At 63.6% G+C, this 17,948-nt stretch carries 18 protein-coding genes; 5 read left to right on the forward strand and 13 right to left on the reverse strand.

The annotated features are described in order from the left end of the window. Nucleotides 1-35: 35 nt before the first annotated feature. The 5 genes from boxB to BMW89_RS34175 form a co-directional block, all read right to left on the reverse strand. Nucleotides 36-1,472, reverse strand: a complete 1,437-nt coding sequence (gene boxB / locus BMW89_RS34155) for a benzoyl-CoA 2,3-epoxidase subunit BoxB (RefSeq protein ID WP_092034731.1) — start codon at nucleotides 1,470-1,472, stop codon at nucleotides 36-38. A 158-nt stretch (nucleotides 1,473-1,630) separates the two neighbouring features. Beyond that, the gene (gene boxC / locus BMW89_RS34160) at nucleotides 1,631-3,319 is read right to left on the reverse strand and encodes a 2,3-epoxybenzoyl-CoA dihydrolase (protein ID WP_092034732.1); all 1,689 of its coding nucleotides are present in this window, start codon (nucleotides 3,317-3,319) and stop codon (nucleotides 1,631-1,633) included. A gap of 116 nt (nucleotides 3,320-3,435) precedes the next feature. Then, nucleotides 3,436-3,960 (reverse strand): DUF309 domain-containing protein, encoded by a 525-nt coding sequence (locus tag BMW89_RS34165; RefSeq protein WP_092034733.1) that lies wholly within the window; start codon nucleotides 3,958-3,960, stop codon nucleotides 3,436-3,438. Between the two features lie 18 nt (nucleotides 3,961-3,978). After that, on the reverse strand, nucleotides 3,979-4,797 hold the full coding sequence (locus BMW89_RS34170; protein ID WP_092034734.1) for an alpha/beta fold hydrolase: 819 nt from the start codon (nucleotides 4,795-4,797) through the stop codon (nucleotides 3,979-3,981). Between the two features lie 247 nt (nucleotides 4,798-5,044). Continuing rightward, nucleotides 5,045-6,586: a benzoate-CoA ligase family protein gene (locus BMW89_RS34175; protein WP_092034735.1), complete on the reverse strand. Its 1,542-nt coding sequence runs from the start codon at nucleotides 6,584-6,586 to the stop codon at nucleotides 5,045-5,047. A gap of 138 nt (nucleotides 6,587-6,724) precedes the next feature. Between BMW89_RS34175 and BMW89_RS34180 the strand changes: the two genes are divergently transcribed. Next, nucleotides 6,725-7,633 (forward strand): helix-turn-helix transcriptional regulator, encoded by a 909-nt coding sequence (locus BMW89_RS34180; protein ID WP_092034736.1) that lies wholly within the window; start codon nucleotides 6,725-6,727, stop codon nucleotides 7,631-7,633. 2 nt (nucleotides 7,634-7,635) lie between these two features. Then, the gene (locus BMW89_RS34185) at nucleotides 7,636-8,028 is read left to right on the forward strand and encodes a group II truncated hemoglobin (RefSeq protein ID WP_092034737.1); all 393 of its coding nucleotides are present in this window, start codon (nucleotides 7,636-7,638) and stop codon (nucleotides 8,026-8,028) included. Between the two features lie 78 nt (nucleotides 8,029-8,106). Here BMW89_RS34185 and BMW89_RS34190 read toward each other — a convergent pair whose 3' ends face one another. Continuing rightward, the gene (locus BMW89_RS34190) at nucleotides 8,107-8,892 is read right to left on the reverse strand and encodes an IclR family transcriptional regulator domain-containing protein (protein ID WP_092034738.1); all 786 of its coding nucleotides are present in this window, start codon (nucleotides 8,890-8,892) and stop codon (nucleotides 8,107-8,109) included. A 113-nt stretch (nucleotides 8,893-9,005) separates the two neighbouring features. On the opposite strand from BMW89_RS34190, the gene BMW89_RS34195 reads away from it, so the two are divergent. Both BMW89_RS34195 and BMW89_RS34200 read left to right on the forward strand, forming a co-directional pair. Continuing rightward, a complete protein-coding gene (locus BMW89_RS34195; protein WP_092034739.1) occupies nucleotides 9,006-10,364 on the forward strand; it encodes an aromatic ring-hydroxylating dioxygenase subunit alpha in 1,359 nt (452 codons plus the stop codon). A 154-nt stretch (nucleotides 10,365-10,518) separates the two neighbouring features. After that, nucleotides 10,519-11,955, forward strand: a complete 1,437-nt coding sequence (locus BMW89_RS34200) for a glutamine synthetase family protein (protein ID WP_092034740.1) — start codon at nucleotides 10,519-10,521, stop codon at nucleotides 11,953-11,955. Between the two features lie 124 nt (nucleotides 11,956-12,079). Here the strand turns inward: BMW89_RS34200 and BMW89_RS34205 are convergent, their stop codons facing one another. From BMW89_RS34205 to BMW89_RS34235, 7 genes are all read right to left on the reverse strand, one after another. Continuing rightward, entirely contained in the window at nucleotides 12,080-12,808 is a 729-nt protein-coding gene (locus BMW89_RS34205) for an ABC transporter ATP-binding protein (RefSeq protein WP_177196522.1), read from the reverse strand. After that, nucleotides 12,801-13,568: an ABC transporter ATP-binding protein gene (locus BMW89_RS34210; RefSeq protein ID WP_092034741.1), complete on the reverse strand. Its 768-nt coding sequence runs from the start codon at nucleotides 13,566-13,568 to the stop codon at nucleotides 12,801-12,803. The genes BMW89_RS34205 and BMW89_RS34210 overlap by 8 nt, the downstream gene beginning before the upstream one ends. Continuing rightward, entirely contained in the window at nucleotides 13,561-14,505 is a 945-nt protein-coding gene (locus tag BMW89_RS34215; RefSeq protein WP_092034742.1) for a branched-chain amino acid ABC transporter permease, read from the reverse strand. Before BMW89_RS34215 ends, BMW89_RS34210 begins: the two co-directional genes overlap by 8 nt. Further along, nucleotides 14,502-15,419, reverse strand: coding sequence for a branched-chain amino acid ABC transporter permease (locus BMW89_RS34220; RefSeq protein WP_092034743.1), 918 nt, complete (start codon nucleotides 15,417-15,419; stop codon nucleotides 14,502-14,504). Before BMW89_RS34220 ends, BMW89_RS34215 begins: the two co-directional genes overlap by 4 nt. Before the next feature lie 298 nt (nucleotides 15,420-15,717). Next, nucleotides 15,718-15,936 carry a hypothetical protein gene (locus BMW89_RS34225; protein WP_092034744.1) on the reverse strand — a complete coding sequence of 73 codons (219 nt, stop codon included), beginning with the start codon at nucleotides 15,934-15,936 and terminating at the stop codon, nucleotides 15,718-15,720. 1 nt (nucleotide 15,937) lies between these two features. Continuing rightward, nucleotides 15,938-16,594: an acyl-homoserine-lactone synthase gene (locus BMW89_RS34230; RefSeq protein ID WP_177196523.1), complete on the reverse strand. Its 657-nt coding sequence runs from the start codon at nucleotides 16,592-16,594 to the stop codon at nucleotides 15,938-15,940. An 83-nt stretch (nucleotides 16,595-16,677) separates the two neighbouring features. After that, nucleotides 16,678-17,406, reverse strand: a complete 729-nt coding sequence (locus BMW89_RS34235) for a helix-turn-helix transcriptional regulator (protein ID WP_092034746.1) — start codon at nucleotides 17,404-17,406, stop codon at nucleotides 16,678-16,680. A 166-nt stretch (nucleotides 17,407-17,572) separates the two neighbouring features. On the opposite strand from BMW89_RS34235, the gene BMW89_RS34240 reads away from it, so the two are divergent. Further along, complete coding sequence (locus tag BMW89_RS34240; protein ID WP_092034747.1) at nucleotides 17,573-17,749, forward strand: hypothetical protein; 177 nt, start codon at nucleotides 17,573-17,575, stop codon at nucleotides 17,747-17,749. Nucleotides 17,750-17,948: the final 199 nt, after the last annotated feature.

Raw genomic sequence — 17,948 nt, forward strand, 5'->3', positions numbered from 1 at the left:
CGCACCTCTCCCGCAAGCGGGGAGAGGTGAAGAGATTACGACTCGATCTTCACGTACTCGAAATCGCCGGGCTTGTTGTCGATGCCGACTTTCGGCGGCGAGATCCACGAGGCGAACACGCCGGTCTCGGTGACGGGCTGCATCAGCGAGCTGATGAAGTCGCCGTCGGCGGTCGAGGGCAGCCAATTATCCTTGCGCTGCGCCCAATTGGCCTCGTCGATCAAAAGGCCATCCGGCGTGGCATGAATGGCCTTGAACTCGCCGATGTGGCGATGGAACGCGACGTTGGGCAGCTTGAGCTGGAAGTCGTAGCCCGCGGTCGAGATCACCTTGTTCCAGCGCAGCATGCCCTTGACGCAATCCTGGCTGTAATCGTCGCGCAGGCGCATGTTGAGCGCGGTCAGCGCCGGCTCGTCGACCAGCTTGATCTCGCCGTCGATGAACTTGAGCACCGGATAGGTCGCGTTCTTGAGCTGGTGATCGTCGTCGATCTGGGTCTCGTGATAGCGGCCCTTGATGCCGGTGTTGAAGGCGTTCGCCGCGTTGGTCGAGACTTCCGAGCCAAAGAGATCAAGCGACAGCGTATAGTGCAGGTTCAGCTTCTTCTGGATGGTCGGCAGATCGATCACGCCGAGCGCACGGACTTTTGCGATATCCGTGGGATCGGTGATGCCGGCCTCGCGCATCGCATCGCAAGTGCGCTGCACGACGCGGGTGATGCCGGTTTCGCCGACGAACATGTGGTGCGCTTCCTCGGTCAGCATGAAGCGGCAGGTGCGCGACAAGGGGTCGAAGCCCGACTGCGCCAGCGAGTGCAGCTGCATCTTGCCGTCGCGGTCGGTGAAGTACGTGAACATGAAGAAGGACAGCCAGTCCGGCGTCGCCTCGTTGAAGGCGCCGAGCATGCGCGGGCTATCCGCATCGCCCGAGCGGCGGCGCAGCAAATCGTCGGCCTCTTCGCGGCCGTCGCGGCCAAAATACTTCTGGAGCAGGTACACCATCGCCCAGAGGTGACGGCCTTCCTCGACATTGACCTGGAACAGGTTGCGCATGTCATAGAGCGAGGGCGCGGTCTTGCCGAGGTGGCGCTGCTGCTCGACGGAGGCAGGCTCGGTGTCGCCCTGGATCACGATCAGGCGGCGCAGCATGGCGCGATATTCGCCCGGGACTTCCTGCCAGGCCGGCTCGCCAAAATGCTCGCCAAAAGGAACGACGCGGTTCTCTTCCTGCGGCGCAAGCAAAATGCCCCAGCGATAATCGGGCATGCGGACATAGTCGAACTTGGCCCAGCCGCGCGGATCGACGGAGTAAGCGGTGCGCAGGTACACCAGCGACTCCTGGAAGCCTTCCGGCCCCATGTCGCTCCACCAATCCATGTAGCCGGGATGCCAGCCTTCGAGCGCTTTGAGCACCTGGCGGTCTTCAGCGAGATTGACGTTGTTCGGAATCTTGGTCGAGTAGTCGACGTTCATGATGTTCATGGCCGTGCTCCTTGCTCCGTCTCGTGTCCCGGACGCAGTGCTAGCCGCGAAGTGCTGCACTGCTGAGCCGGGACCTATTGTTCGGTCCGTCTGGGTCCCGGTTCTGCGCAGCGTCATTTCATGCCGCAGCGCGCCCGGGACACGGGTAGCTACACCCGCGTCATATCGAATTTCGGCTTCTGGCCGCTGCCGTAGCGACGCAGCGCGCCTTCCTCGCCGACGGCGTTGGGACGCTGGAAGATCCAGTTCTGCCATGCGGTGAGGCGCGAGAAGATTTTTGATTCCATCGTCTCCGGGCCGACGAAGCGCAGGCTCGCTTCCATGCCGGTGAGACTGTCGGGCGAGAAGCTGGCGCGCTCTTCGAGGAACACGCGGACCTCGTCGTCCCAGTCGATGTCGTCCAGCGCGAAGGTGACGAGGCCGAGTTCTTCCGCCTGCTCGGCGTCGAGCGCGGTGCCCATCGTGGCTTCCGCGCGCTCGACATCGGACGGGTCGGCCTGGAAGCGCGATTGCAGACGCGTCAGGCCGTGGCTCATCGGATAGGGGCCGAAATTCATCGCCGACAGCTCGATCGACGGCGCCGGGCGGTTGTCGCCCTGGCGCGTGCCGATCAGGATGTAGGAGCGGTCGGCGGCGAACACGAGCTCGGCGAGCGTGCCGGCGAAGCAGGAGCCGGGCTCGACCAGCGTCACCAGCGTGCGCGAGGTGACGTCGATGCGCTTGAGCACGCGCTTCCAGTAATGCCTGATTTCGTTGACCAGCCAGTGCGCCTTGTTGGCTTCGAGGAAGGCGTCGCCGGCGAGCACATGGGCGCGGTCGCCATGGCTCTTGAACACCAGCATCGCGATCTCGAGCTCGTTGATGCGCAGATGCAGGATGGCGTCATCGAGCTCGCGCGCCACTTGCAGCGGCCAGAACGAAGCGCCCTGCGCCATCATGCCGTCGATGTCGGCTGGCGGCGCAACCTCGGGCGCCTTGATCGAGATGGTGGCGATACGCGCGGCGCGATCGATGTCGACGGTGACGAAGCCGTAGCGGATGCTGGTCTCGTCGATGACGCGCTTGAGCGGGGTCAGCGCAACGCCCTTGCCGCTGGCCTTGCGCTTCGAGCCATCGGCAAATTCCCTGGCGCGCTCGGCGACCTTGGCCTCGAGCTTCGAGTTCGGCGCGATCTCGTCGACCAGACGCCATTGCACGGCGCGCTTGCCCTTCACGCCTTCCTCGATGGTGCAGAAAAAGTCGGCGTGGTCGCGGCGCACCTTGCGCTTGTCGACGACGCGCGTCAGACCGCCGGTGCCCGGAAGCACCGCGAGCAGCGGCACTTCGGGCAGCGACACCGCCGAGGCGCCGTCGTCGGCGAGGATGATGTGGTCGGTCGCCAGCGCAAGCTCATAGCCGCCGCCGGCGGCGGAGCCGTTCACCACGGTGATGAAGCGCTGGCCGGAGTTCTCCGAGGAGTCTTCCATGCCGTTGCGAGTCTCGTTGGTGAACTTGCAGAAGTTCACCTTGTGGGCGTGGGTGGAGCCCGCAAGCATGCGGATGTTGGCGCCGGCGCAGAACACGCGGTTCTTGGCCGAGCGCATCACCACGACCTTGACCTCCGGATACTCGAAACGCAGCCGCTGGATTACGTCGGCAAGTTCGATGTCGACGCTGAGATCGTAGGAATTCAACTTGAGCAGATAGCCTTCGAACAGGCCGCCGTTCTCGTCGACGTCCATGGTCAGGGTGGCGACATCGCCGTCGACCGCGAGCTTCCAGTGCTTGTAGCGGGATGGTTCGGTCTGGAAATCGATGAATGTCGCGCCGCCTGCGAGGCGCCGATCTTCCCCAGCCATGGGACCACCCTGAGCTTGATTATGCATTTTCGCCGTAGCGTTAGATGCACAATAATGCATCTTTTTGAGCGCGTCTAGCCCTTAGACGAGACAATATGCATTTTGCTTCATGTAGGCTACTGGGACCGCACAATGGCGCTGAGCGCGATCCAGTCGGCCTTGGAGAGCTGGGGACGGCCGAGCTTAGCCTGGAGCAGCGCGTTGAGCGCCGGGACCGGAAAGCTCTCGACAAAGCCGTCGCCGCCGGCCAGCGCCTTGCGCGAGTTCAGCGCCCGCAACTCTGCCTGCGCCTCGCCGAACAGGCGCGCGGCCGAATGCGAGCGCTGCATCCGCAGCCGCAGATTTGCGTTGGCGACGTGGATGCAGGTGCGAAGCAGAATGCGCTCGCGCCCGCCTTGCGGCGCTGCGGCCCAGACCGCCTCCAGCACCTCCTGCGATTCCCAGAAATAGCCGCGGTCGTTGAGCGTGAGCCCGTAGCGCAGCGCCGGATGGCGCGCGGGCACATAGCCGCGGAAGGCCGAAGGCACCAGCGCCTTGGCCATGTCGAGCGTCTCGGAGTCGGCATCGGCCCCGGTCTCGCCGGGCACATAGGCCCAGCGCGGCCACGGCAATTGGCCGGTCGCATGTGAAGGCACATTCATGGATGTGCCTCCGCAGAATCATGCGGCGCGTCCCTGAAGTCCCTGATCGTCGCGCAGGGCCGCCCTTGCAAATTGCTCAATTGCGTCAAGCGTCGCCCCCGGCGCTTCACGATGCGGGGAATGGCCCGCGTCTGAAATGATTTTTAAATCTACCGGACAGTAGCACTCTTCCTGCGCAATTTCGACCTGTCGCAATGTCCCATATTGGTCTTCCGCGCCTTGCACGATCAGAACAGGAACGCGGACATAGGCCAGATATTCCGAGATGTCCCAATCGCGGAACTTTGGATCGAGCCAGGCGCCGTTCCAGCCAACGAAGGCGTTGTCGACATCCTTGTGCCAGCGCGCGAGTTTTGCCTTGAGGTCCGTGGTCTCGAAGGTCGCCTTGATCGCGGCGATAGATGCCACCGAGATGTCCTCAACGATGAAATGCGGCGCGATCAGCACGAGGCCTTGCAGCCGGTGATCCTGATGCGCGCCGGCATAGATCGTCGCGATCGAGGCACCGTCGGAATGGCCGAGCAGCAGACCGCGCTTGAAGGAAATCGCATCGAGGATTTTCGGCAGCACATCCAGCGCCTCGCGCTGCATGTAATCAAGCGGCCGCGGCAGCGCGACCTTACTCGACTGGCCATAGCCCGCGCGCGAGTAGACGAAGATGCCGGCGCCGGTGGCGTCTCGAAGCTTCTCGGGAAAATCGCCCCAGAGGCCGACCGAACCGAGGCCTTCATGCAGCATCACGATGGTCGGTGCGTCGGCAGCTTGCGGCGCCAGCCATTTGTATTCGAGGCTGGAGCCGCCGATGCTGAGGAAGCCGGTCGGGGGGAGATTTGACATGCTGTCACTCTTCTTCGTGCGCGCAGTTAGAACGAGATGCGTCCGCTGGCTCGGTCGTTCCCTCCCCCCTTGCGGGGGAGGGCTAGGGAGAGGGGTGCCACACAGGGACTCCCGCTGTGACGAAGAACATCTGGTGCGCGACAGCAAACACCGTTTGCTGGGCTTCCCCTCTCCCCTACCCTCCCCCGCAAGGGGGGAGGGAGCGCAGCGGAGTTTGGTGCAGCAGTGTGCATCGCACTGAGCGCTCTCAATTCGCCCCGTCACGCAGCTTGAAGCGTTGGATCTTCCCCGTCGCCGTCTTCGGCAAGGATTCCACCACATCGATCCAGCGCGGATATTTCCACGGGCCGATCTTCTGCTTGACGTGGTCCTTGAGCATCTCCTGCAAGTCCGTCACCTTCGCGCCGGGACGCAGCACAACGAAGGCCTTTGGCTTCAGCAGGCCTTCCGGATCGGCCTCGGGCACGACGGCGGCTTCCAGCACGGCGGGATGTGTGATCAGCGCGCTTTCGACCTCGAACGGCGAGACCCAGATGCCGGAGACCTTGAACATGTCGTCGGCGCGGCCGCAGAAAGTGTAGCGGCCTTCACCATCGCGGACATATTTGTCACCGGTGCGGGTCCACGGGCCCTCAAAGGTGCGGCGGCTCTTGTGGCGCTGGTTCCAGTAGCCTTCGCCGGCCGAGGGCGCATCGACCAGCAGTTCGCCGACCTCGCCATCGGCGACGTCCTGGCCGGCTTCGTTGACGAGCCGCACCGCATAACCCGGCACCGGCTTGCCGGACGAGCCGTATTTGATGTCGCCGGGCGCATTCGACAGGAAGATGTGCAACAGCTCGGTCGAGCCGACGCCGTCGAGAATGTCGACGCCGAAGCGCGATCTCCAGCTATTGCCGACGGATTCCGGCAGCGCCTCGCCGGCGGAGGTGCAGATGCGTAAAGCGCCGCCGCCGCGCTCGCTCTTCATCGTCTCGTCGTTGAGCATCGCCGCGAACAGGGTCGGCACGCCGTAGAAGATCGACGGGTTGTAGCGGTTCATCAGGTCGAACATACGCGCTGGCGTCGGCCGTTCACTGTTCAAAATCGTGGTAGCGCCGACCGACATCGGGAAGGTCAGCGCGTTGCCGAGGCCATAGGCGAAAAACAGCTTTGCCGCAGACAGACCAACATCACTCTCGCGAATGCCGAGCACCTGCTTCGCATAGGTGTCGGCCGTCGCCTGCAAATTCGAATGGATGTGACGCACGCCCTTGGGCATGCCGGTGGAGCCCGACGAATAGAGCCAGAATGCCGGCTCGTCGGGATGCGTCGCGGCGGTGGTGAATTGATCGCCTTCGCCTGCGATTTCTTCGGAGAGCTGCTTGTGGCCATTCTGCTTGGCGCCGGAGACCACGACATGCTCGAGGTCGGGCATGCGGCCGACCACGTCCTTGATGACGGGATAGAGCGCCTCGGAGACGAACAGCACGCGCGCGCGGCAGTCGGCGAGGATGTAGGCATATTGATCGGCGGTGAGCAGCGTATTGAGCGGCACCGGCACAATGCCGGCACGGATCGCGCCGAGGAAAACGACCGGGAAATCGACCGTATCCAGCATGATCATCGCCACGCGCTCCTCGCGACGGACGCCAAGCCGGCGCAGCATGTTGGCCGCGCGGCGGGTCTCGCGCTGGAGCTCGCCATAGGTGAGCCGCGAGACGGTGTCGTCGAAGGCGAGCTTGTTGCCGCGCCCTTCCTCGACGTTACGGTCGAGCAGCCAGGTCACCGCGTTATAGGACCCCTCGCTCACGGTCGTCTCCCCCGAACTTAGAATTATAATTCATACAAAGACACTGCGACGGCTTGCTGTCAATGCTAGCAGGCATTATGTTTCATTAAAACACGCTGCAAGGCCTCCTTTAAAGAAGGCATCCGCTAAAGAAGGTCCATGATCGACAGTCCCGACGCCGAATCCCGATTTCTCGAACAGCTCGGCCAACGCGTGCGCACCATGCGCGCGCTGCGCGGCATGTCGCGCAAAGTGCTTGCCAAGGTCTCAGGGATTTCGGAGCGCTACATCGCGCAGCTCGAGAGCGGCAAGGGCAATGTCTCCATCGTGCTGCTGCGCCGCGTCTCCGACGCGATGGGCGCGCATCTGGAAGATTTGCTCCCCTCGGCAGACCCGACACCGGACTGGCAGATGTTCCGCGATCTCCTGCGCAAGGCGACGCCTGCACAGATCGCGCAGGCCAAGGACCTGCTCGCCGGCGGCAGCGCATCGGCCCCACGGCGCGCGCCGTTCTGCGGCATCGCGCTGATCGGCCTGCGCGGCGCCGGCAAATCGACGCTTGGGCGAATGCTGGCGAAGAAGATCGGCTGGAGCTTTGTCGAGCTCAACAAGGAGGTCGAGCAGCAGAACGGCCTCTCGGTCGCCGAGATCATCGCGCTCTACGGCCAGGAAGGCTTTCGCCGCATGGAGCAGGCAGCGCTGCAGCAACTGCTCGCGCGCAACGAGCTGATGGTGCTGGCGACCGGCGGCGGCATCGTCTCCGAGCCGCTGACCTTCGACCAGATCCTGTCGTCGTTCTACACGATCTGGCTGAAGGCCGAGCCCGAAGAGCACATGGCCCGCGTCCGCCGCCAGGGCGATCTGCGTCCGATGGCCGATGACCGCTCCGCAATGGCCGAGCTGCGCAACATCTTGCTCAGCCGCGAGCCACTGTATTCGCGCGCGACAGCGGTGGTGGATACGGCGGGGCTGTCGGTCGATGCGGCCGCTGCAAGGCTGATCGATGCGGTGCGGCCGGTGCTGCAAAACGAAGCCCGCAGCTTCGGGCTGCGGAGTGTGGCGCTGTAGAAATGACCGACAGCGACGCCGCAATCTCCATGTTCGAGCGGATCGGCGGCAGTGCCACGATCGACCTTCTGGTCGACCGTTTCTACGACCGCATGGATACGCTGCCGGAGGCGAAGATCATCCGCGCGATGCATGCGGGCGACCTCGGCCTGATCAGGGACGTGCTGAAGCGCTATCTCACCGAATGGACCGGCGGTCCAAAACTCTATTCTCCCGAGAAAGGCCATCCGCGGCTGCGGCAGCGGCACATCGGCTTTACCATTGGCGATGCCGAGCGCGACGCGTGGATGGCCTGCATGCGCGGCGCGATGGAGGAGACGGTCGCGGATGCGGTCGCGCGACAGGACCTCGATCGGGCGCTGTCTGGTCTCGCCGACTGGATGCGTAATCGATAGGTGCGTAGCCCGGATGAGCAAAGCGACATCCGGGACTTCCCGCGACGCCTTTCCCGGGTATCGCTTCGCTCACCCGGGCTACAGCAATTGCGACCGCACGGAGTCCGCGGCGTCGCGCAGCAGCGGCAGGAAACGCTCGATCAATTCCTGCGCCGGCACGCGATCGACATGGGCGCCCATATTGATGGCGGCGACGATCACATTGTCGTAACGGCGCACGGGAACCGAGATCGAGCGGAAATGCGGCTCGGCCTCGCGGTCGACCAGCGAATAGTTTTGCGCGCGATCGGTGGCGATGCGCGCGAGCAGCGCCTTGGGATCGGTCTCCGTCTGCGGTGTTACTGCCTCGCGCTTCATCGCCTTGAGCCGTGTGGCGAGATCGGCATCGTTGAGCTGGCCGAGCATAGCGCGTCCGACCGAGGTACAGAACGCCGGTAGCCGGTAGCCGATTTCGAGACCACCGGAGAACATTCGCGCCGGACTACTGCGCGCGATGAACACGACCTCATCACCATCGAGCACTGCGAGCGATGATATCTCCTGCGCCGCAGTCGCGACGCGATCGAGCACAGGCTGAAGTACGGCGACAAGCTGATTGGAGCGCAGATACGACGCCGCCAGCGTCAACACATGCGGCGTCAGGGAAAACAGTTTGCCATCGCCGGAGACGTAGCCGCCGCGCTGGAGCGTGAACAGCATGCGCCGGGCGGTCGCGCGCGGCAGATCGGCAGCGCGAGCGAGATCGCTCAGCGTCATCGGTCCTGTGGTCGCGCCAAAACATTGCAGCAGGCGCAGGCCGCGATCGAGGCTCTCGACGAAATCCGTCGCGCGCTCGTCGGTCTCGCTCCGCTTCAGCTTGGGCATGGGCTTCCGGACAATCCTGCAAAATAGTGCTTGCTGCCTCTCCAAGGCATGTCATAATTCGCCCATTCGTTCAATAGGCGAACAATCGCCACTCCACAAAGGATGCACTCGCCATGATGAGCCAGGAGCAGAACGACCAGATCACCCGCACCGGGCCGAAAGACCCTTGCGGGAAGCTGATGCGGAGCTACTGGCAGCCGGCGGCGCTGGTGGACGAACTGGAAGGCGATCGTCCGATCCGCCCCATCAAACTGCTCAGCGAGAACCTCGTGCTGTTTCGCGACGAGACCGGGCGCTACGGCCTGATCGACCGCCATTGCGCGCATCGCGGCGCCGACCTCGCCTTCGGGCGGTTAGAGCATGGCGGTTTGCGCTGCGCCTTCCATGGCTGGCTGTTCGATGCCACCGGCCAGTGCATCGAGACCCCGGCCGAGCCGAAGGATTCAAAGCTCTGCCAGAACATCCGCCAGCGCTCCTATCCCGTGGTGGAGAAGAGCGGCATCCTCTGGGCCTATCTCGGCGAGGGCGAGCCGCCGGCATTTCCGGAGCTCGACTGCTTCGTCGCGCCCGGCACGCACACTTTTGCGTTCAAGGGCCACATGGCCTGCAACTGGCTCCAGGCGCTGGAGGTCGGCATCGATCCCGCGCACGCCTCCTATCTGCACCGCTTCTTCGAGGACGAGGACACCTCGACGGCCTATGGCAAGCAATTCCGCGGCGCATCGGCGGGAAGCGACCTGCCGATGACGAAAATCCTGCGCGAATTCGACCGCCCGATCATCAATGTCGAGCACACCGAATACGGCCTGCGGCTGATCGCTCTGCGTGAGATCGACGAGGAGCGAACGCACGTGCGCGTCACCAATCAGCTCTTCCCGCACGGCTTCGTCATTCCCATGAGCACGGAGATGACGATCACGCAGTGGCACGTGCCGGTCGACGATGAGAACTGCTACTGGTACGCGATCTTCACCAGCTATTCGAAGCCGGTCGACAAGCAGAAGATGCGCGACCAGCGGCTCGATCTCTATGAGCTACCCGACTACGTCTCGCGCAAGAACCGCAGCAACGATTACGGCTTCGATCCGCACGAGCAGCAGACCGCGACCTACACCGGCATGGGCAACGACATCAACGTCCACGACCAGTGGGCGGTGGAATCGATGGGCGCGATCCAGGACCGCACCAAGGAGCATCTCGGCACGAGCGACAAGGCGATCGTGCAGTATCGCCGCCTGCTGCGGCAGGAGATCGAGAAGGTTTTGGGCGGCCAGAAGCCCATGCTGTTCCTCGACGACAGCAACGCCCGCGCAATCCAGGGCCCGGCGACCATGGACGGCATCGGACCGACGCGGGGCTGGGAGACCTACTGGATGGAAGTCGACGTCAAGCGCCGCCGCGGCGCGCCGTGGACCGCGCCGGTGCCGAAAGAAATCGCGGACAACGTGCACCGGCTGACAGCGGCGGAATGAGGGTGATACTCTCTCCTTCGTCATTGCGAGCGCAGCGAAGCAATCCAGGCTGTCTCCGCGGAGGGATTCTGGATTGCTTCGCTGCGCTCGCAATGACGGAGAACGTGACAGGCGTTTTGCGTCCGTCGAGCATCGTGACTGAGGAGCAATCAAAGTGACTTTCGTCGCGCGTCATGCGCTGTGGTCGGATGAGCAGAAGGACGCCGCAGCGCGCATGCGCCGTCTCGTCGAGGAGAAGAATCTCGAAGTCATCCGCCTCGCCTTCCCCGACCAGCACGGCATTTTGCGCGGCAAGACCATCATCGCCTCCGAGGCGATGGCGTCGCTCGAGAGCGGCTGCTCCATCACCACCACCATGCTCGCCAAGGACACCTCGCACCGCACGGTGTTTCCGGTGTTCACCGCGGGCGGCGGCTTCGGCATGAAGGAGATGGAGGGTGCGGCCGACGTGCTGATGGTCGCCGATCCCACAACGTTCCGTGTGCTGCCATGGGCGCCGACCACGGGCTGGGTGCTGTGCGACCTGTATTTCAACGACGGCCGTCCGGTGCCGTTCGCGACGCGCGGGCTCTATCGCAAGGTGCTCGACGAAATCGGCAACCGCGGCCATGATTTCGTCGCCGGGCTCGAGGTCGAATTCCATATCTTCAAGCTCGACGACCCGCATATGCGAGCGGAGGATGCCGGCCAGCCGGGCACGCCGCCGTCGGTGAGCCTGCTCAGCCATGGCTATCAATACCTCACCGAGCAGCGCTTCGACCAGATGGAGCCGGTGCTGGAGATTTTACGGCGCGACATCGTCGCGCTCGGGCTGCCCTTGCGCTCGGTCGAGGTCGAGTTCGGGCCGAGCCAGTGCGAGTTCACCTTCGCGCCGAAGAGGGGCCTGGAGCCCGCCGACAACATGGTGCTGTTTCGCTCTGCCGTGAAGCAGATCGCGCGCCGCCACGGCTATCACGCCACTTTCATGTGCCGGCCAAAACTGCCGAATACGTTGGCGAGCGGCTGGCATCTACATCAGTCGATCGTCTCGCGTACGTCTGGCGAAAATCAGTTCATGGCGAAAGAAAGCGGCGAACCGCTCAGCGCGTTCGGCCGTTCATATCTCGCCGGCCTGCTCGACCACGCCCGCGCGTCCACCGTCTTCAGCACGCCGACCATCAACGGCTACAAGCGCTACCGCTCCTATTCGCTGGCGCCCGACCGCGCGATCTGGGGCCGCGACAATCGCGGCGTCATGATCCGCGTGCTCGGTGGGGCCGGCGATGCCGCCACGCGCCTGGAAAACCGCATCGGCGAGCCCGCCGCCAATCCCTATCTCTACATGGCCTCGCAGATTCTCTCAGGCCTCGACGGCGTCGATCGCAAGCTCGATCCCGGCCCGTCGGCCGACTCGCCCTACGAGACCAAGGCGCCGCTGCTGCCGAAAAGCTTGCGCGATGCGGTCAGCGCGCTGAAGGACGATCCGTTCTTCCGCGAGAAGTTAGGGGCGGAGTTCGTGGATTACTACACCCACATCAAGAATGCAGAGATTGATCGCTTCCTGAGCGAGGTGACCGATTGGGAGCATCGGGAATATTTCGAGGTGTTTTGAACTGGACCGCAGCCCTCTCCCCCGTCATTGCGAGCGAAGCGAAGCAATCCAGAATCCCTCCGAGGAGACAGTCTGGATTGCTTCGTCGCAAGAGCTCCTCGCAATGACGGGGAGAGAACGGGGGCTAAATCCCCAGATATTTATGCTGCAGATCCGGCTCGGCCATCAGCTCAACCGACGTGCCGCTCCACACCGTCTTGCCGCGCTCGATGATGGTGTGGCGGTCGCAGATGCGGGCGAGATGATCGACGTTCTTGTCGACGACGAGAATCGACTGGCCGCGGCTCTTGAGCAGCGACAGGCAGTGCCAGATCTCTTCGCGGATCAGCGGGGCGAGACCTTCGGTCGCTTCGTCCAGGATCAGCAGCTTTGGATTAGTCATCAGCGCGCGGCCGATCGCGAGCATCTGCTGCTCGCCGCCGGAGAGCTGGTTGCCCATGTTGGACGCGCGCTCGGCCAGGCGCGGAAACATCACGTAGATCGCGGCCAGCGTCCAGGGATTGGGGCTATCGAAGCGATCGGCGGCGGCCGCGACCAGGTTTTCTCGCACGGTGAGGTTCGGGAAGATCTGGCGCCCCTCCGGCACAAGGCCGATTCCGAGTTTTGCAATTCTGTAGGATGGCTGCGTCCGCACCTCAGTGCCCGCAAAGCGGATGCTGCCGGCGCGCGCGGGCGTCAGACCCATGATGGAGCGGATCGTCGTGGTCTTGCCCATGCCGTTGCGGCCCATCAGCGAGACCATCTCGCCCGGCTTGATCGACAGCGACAGGCCGAACAGCACCTGCGAGAGGCCGTAGCAGGTTTCGATGCCGTCGACGTCGAGCAGGGTGTCAGTCACCGCTTTTTCAGACATGGTGCGTCACCACATGCGCCTCGCCGAGATAGGCGCGTTTGACGTCCTCGTTGGCGCGGATCGCGGCGGGATCGCCGGAAGCAATGACGCGGCCATAGACCAGCACCGAGATGCGGTCGGCGAGTGCAAACACCGCGGGCATGTCGTGCTCGACCAGCACGATCGAGACTTCTTTCCGCAGCTCCTGGAGCAGCTTCACCATGCCCTGGGATTCGGTGACGCCGAGACCGGCCATCGGCTCGTCCAGCAGCAGCAACTTGGGCTTGCTCGCGAGCGCGACCGCGAGCTCGATCTGGCGGCGCTCGCCATGGCTGAGTCTGGACACCAGCACATCGGCACGATGCAACAGGCCGACGCGGTCGAGCGCGGCGTGGGCGGCATCGCGCAGACCCTTTTCCTTGCGCGCATCGGCGAAGAAACGGAACGAGTGGCCGGCATGCGCCTGTGCCGCCAGCGCGACATTGTCGGCGGCGGTGAAATCAAGCAGCAGCGAGGTGATCTGGAACGAGCGGGCGAGACCCAGCGCGCAGCGGCGATAGGCCGGCAGATAGGTGATGTCGCGGCCGCCGAGTGAAACGCTGCCGGAATGTGGCTCGAGATGTCCGGTGAGCTGGCTGATCAGCGTGGTCTTGCCGGCGCCGTTCGGGCCAATGATGGCGTGCAGCTCGCCGCTCGCGACGTCGAGCGAGACGTTGTCCGTCGCGACAATGCCGCCGAAGCGGCGCACCAGCTTTTCGACGCGGAGCAAGGGTTCAGCCACGATTGAGCCTCCCGAGCAGGCCCATGATGCCGCCACGGCCGAACAACACGATCAGCAAAAGCAACGGGCCCATGATCAGCGCCCAGTATTCGGTGAGCTGCGACAAAAACTCTTCCAGCAGCAGATACACCACCGCGCCCATGACCGGACCGAACAGCGTGCCCATGCCCCCCAGGATCACCATCACCATGAGGTCGCCGGAGCGGGTCCAGTACATCACGGCCGGGCTGATGAAGTCGGTGTTGTTGGCGAGCAGCGCGCCGGCAAGGCCGCACATCATGCCGGAGATGACGAAGCAGACCAGCTGGTAGCGTTTTGCGGGGAAGCCGATCGCCTGCATGCGCTGCTCGTTGGAGCGCAGGCCCTGCACGACGAGACCGAAGCGCGAATTGACGATGCGCCAGATCAGGACAATGACCGCGAACAGACAGCCGAGGCAGAGATAATAGAACTGCGTGCGGTTCGACAGGTTGATCAGCCCGGAGAAGTCGCTGCGCTTGTAGACGGTCAGGCCGTCATCGCCGCCGTAGCGCGCGAGGCCCGAGGCGACGTAATAGGCCATCTGCGCGAAGGCGAGCGTGATCATGATGAAATAGACGCCGCGGGTGCGCAAGGAGAGCGCGCCGATCACGAGTCCGTAAATCGCGGAGGCCGCGAGCGCGACCGGAAACTGGATGAAGCCGCTTCCGACGCCTTCCTGCGCGAGCATCCCTACTGCGTAACCGCCGATGCCGAGATAGGCGGCATGGCCAAAGCTCATCATGCCGCCGAAGCCCATGATGAGGTTGAGGCTCGCGGCGGCCAGCGCCAGGATGATGACGCGGGTGAACAGCGTCAGGATGAAGATGTTGCCCGACAGCTGCGAATACAGCGGCAGCAGCACGAGGCCCGCCAGCATCAGGGCCGTGACGGCCTTGCTTACCGTGAAAGTCTTCATCGACGGTTGGCCGGAAACAGGCCCTCCGGCCGCACCACCAGCACAATCGCCATCACCAGATAGATCAGCATGGACGACAGCGCGGGCGCTGCGGTCGAGGCCGCGGCACTGCTCAATACCTGCCGCAGCAGGTTCGGCAGGAAGGCGCGGCCGAGCGTGTCGATCATGCCGACAGAGATCGCAGCGATGAACGCGCCGCGGATCGAGCCGATGCCGCCGATCACGACGATGACAAAGGCGAGGATCAAAATGTTCTCGCCCATGCCGATCTGCACGGTGAGGATCGGCGCCTGCATCAGCCCGGCAAGGCCCGCGAGCGCGGCGCCAAGGCCGAACACCAGCGTGTAGAGCAGCTTGATGTTGATGCCGAGCGCGCCGATCATCTCGCGGTTGGAGGCGCCGGCGCGGATCAGCATTCCGATGCGGGTGCGCATCACGCCGAGATAGAGCAGCAGCGCAACCATCAGCGCGACGACGATGATGGCGAGCCGGTAGGCGGGATAATGAATGCCGGGCAGGATCGGCACCGGCACCGTGAGCCAGACCGGCAGCGGCAGCGCAAGGCCGGCCGGGCCCCAGATCAGCCGCACGGCTTCATTGAAGAACAGGATCAGACCGAAGGTCGCGAGCACGTGGTCGAGATGGTCGCGGCCGTAGAGATGCCGCAGCGCCGACATTTCGAGCACGATGCCGAGCACCAGCGTGGCGCCTAGCGCCAGCAGCGCGCCGAGCAGGAAGCTGCCGGTCCAGGCCGCGAAGGTCGCCGCGAAATAGGCGCCCATCATGTAGAGCGAGCCGTGCGCGAGGTTGACGAGATCCATGATCCCGAACACCAGCGTCAGGCCGGCAGCGAGCAGGAACAGCAGCAGGCCGAACTGCAATCCGTTCAAAAACTGTTCGACGACGAGTAGCATCAAAACTCTTTCAGGCGCACGCGGAATAGCGCCGATGTTCGAACACAGTCGCCATCAGTGAAAGAGCTCCCCCTGCCTGTTCAAGGCGGAAAAATGGGTAATGGCAGTATCGTTCCGAGGCAAGAGCGATTCGACACCCAACATGCACTTTGTTGCATGCCGGTGCATGCGATCGAAATCGAGCCTGCAAGAAAGCTGCCGTGCAGGATGGGGCAACCTGCCGCACCCAAACGATCACCCTCCCACCGGCAGGCCGGAGGGAGGGTGCGAATGTCGTCGGAATGGAGAGAGGATGCGCCTAGTGCGACGTGATCTGCCGGGGAGCATCGGCCCGCTCGGCAAGCACGGTGTTGGCCGTTGACGCCTCCAGCGCCGCCATCCGGAACAGATAGGCGAGCGTCGCCAATCCGGAATCGTCCGCCATCTGCGCCAGCTCAAGCGCCATGTCGGACATGTAGCCGAGATTCTCGTCCTTGGTCTGCGCCATGATCTGGCTGTCCCGCATCATGTTCGACATCTCAGGCGCTCTTTCGTTGCGCGGCAAGGCCGCAGATGTTGGCACGGGCAACGGCGTCCAGACGCGGGCCGTCCTGTCGCACGATCGAAGTCACGCCGATGCGGTCATGCAGGGCGTCGACGGTCTCCCGGCGAATGTCTATGGTCGCGGCCATGGTCCAGGCGTTCTCGACCAGAGCCGGCAGACCAAGCGGGGTCACGACGAAGCCGGCCTCGTGGAAGCGCGGCAGCCACCAGGTTTCCATGATCGCGCTGACCTGCGCGATGCCCTGATTGAGGCAGAACTCCTGCACCGCCGCCATCAGTTGCAGGTTGAGGGCGCCATCGCGGCGATCGCGCACGACGAAGTAGCGCGACCATTCCCAGACCAGCGGATCGGAGGGGCAACCGCGAACCGACGCCAGATGCGGGAAGACCTCGCTCATCATCGAGGGCTTGGTCGTCGGGTAGAGCCGGTGACCGCCGATGACGCGCCGATCCTCCAGCGCGAGCAGATAGACAGTGTCCTCGTCGTCATAGGAATCGACCTCGCGGCAATCCGGCCGGCGCAGCGTTTCCCAGCGCCGCTCCTCGACGAAGATGTCATGGCGTATCCGGAAGTGCTGATCGAGCACGTCTTCGTAAAGGTGGCGATTGACCGAGGAAATTGCGTGAATCATGAAAACCCCCATTGAGCCTCAATGGGGAGAAGAATCTTCGAAAAGAGGCGGGTTCGATATTGGGAAATTTCCCAGTACGCCGCCTAGGGATTGATGATCTTGTTGCGAATCGCCAGTGCAACCGCATGCGTACGGTTGACGGCGCCCAGCTTGCGCGCGGCGGTTGCGAGATGCTCTTCGGCGGTCCGCTGCGTAATGTGCAGGATCTCGCCGATCTCCCAGGCCGACTTGCCCTGCGAGGCCCACGAGATCACCTCGCGCTCGCGCGGGGTGAGACGCGTCAATGGATACGGCGTCGGCCGGAGCAGACGGCGGATGTGGTCGAAGCCGTACATCGCCATCAGGTGCAAGGCCGGCTTGCTGCGAGAGTTGAGATCCAGATGAACGCCGCCGAGCGACACCGCGGCCTCATAGCCGGTAAGCCCGTGGATCGGCACAATGAAGCCGCGCGACATGCGAAAATCGGTGGCGCGGTTCATCACCTCGGCCGCATTCGGCTCGAGTTCGGCATTATAGGGCGCTTCCGACCACTCGAACGGATTGACCGATTGCCGGCATAGCCGCACCACGGGATCGGCGCGATCGTAATTGTTCTGGGTGTAGAGATTGAACCAGCCTGCCGGCCAGCGCTTGGCGAGCACCATCTGCGCAAACCGCTGATCGGGATTCGGCAAGCCGGTCACGATGATGGTCTCGAAGCCGAAGCGACCGAAGGCCGATTCAAGCGCATTCATTGCGTCTGGCACCTTGCGATAGGTATCCAGTCCTTCAATGAAGTCGAGCGCTTCCCGGCCATAGTCGACGGCGGACATCGGTGCGTTTCCTACCCCTCGCTCTCGGGTATAGCACGTATTTGAGGGCTGCCTCAATTCGCTGCTCCCGTAGTTTTCCGGAGCCCACCCGTTCCGAACATTTAATCTACTTGTGGAAGAAGTGACGTCAAGATACACCTATGGCGTCTGAAGCGGGAAAACCACGATGCAAGACGAGGACATCGCCCTCAACAGCGTGCTCGGCCTGGAACTCAACCGCGTGTTTTTCGCCGTCCGCGAAACGGCAAACAAGCAGAAGATCATCGAGTTCGCGCGCGAGATGCTGCAAAGCGAGCGCGCAAAGCGGCCCGACAGCGCCGCGCCCGACGGCCCGGCGAGCTAGAACGCAGTCGCGACAAACGACGCCGCAGCATCGCATCGCGCGTCGACACCGCCCTTCCATCTGAACGCGCAGATTTTAGTCGAAAGCAGTCTGGCTGTTGCCTTCCCTTTTTCCCGGCCACGCTCTCGTGCCCCGGACGCAGCGCAGCGTCTCTTCGACGATGCGCTGCAGAGCCGGGGCCCACATTGCCAATAGCAAC

The sequence above is a fragment of the Bradyrhizobium sp. OK095 genome (assembly GCF_900109945.1).
Classification (GTDB): Bacteria; Pseudomonadota; Alphaproteobacteria; order Rhizobiales; family Xanthobacteraceae; genus Bradyrhizobium.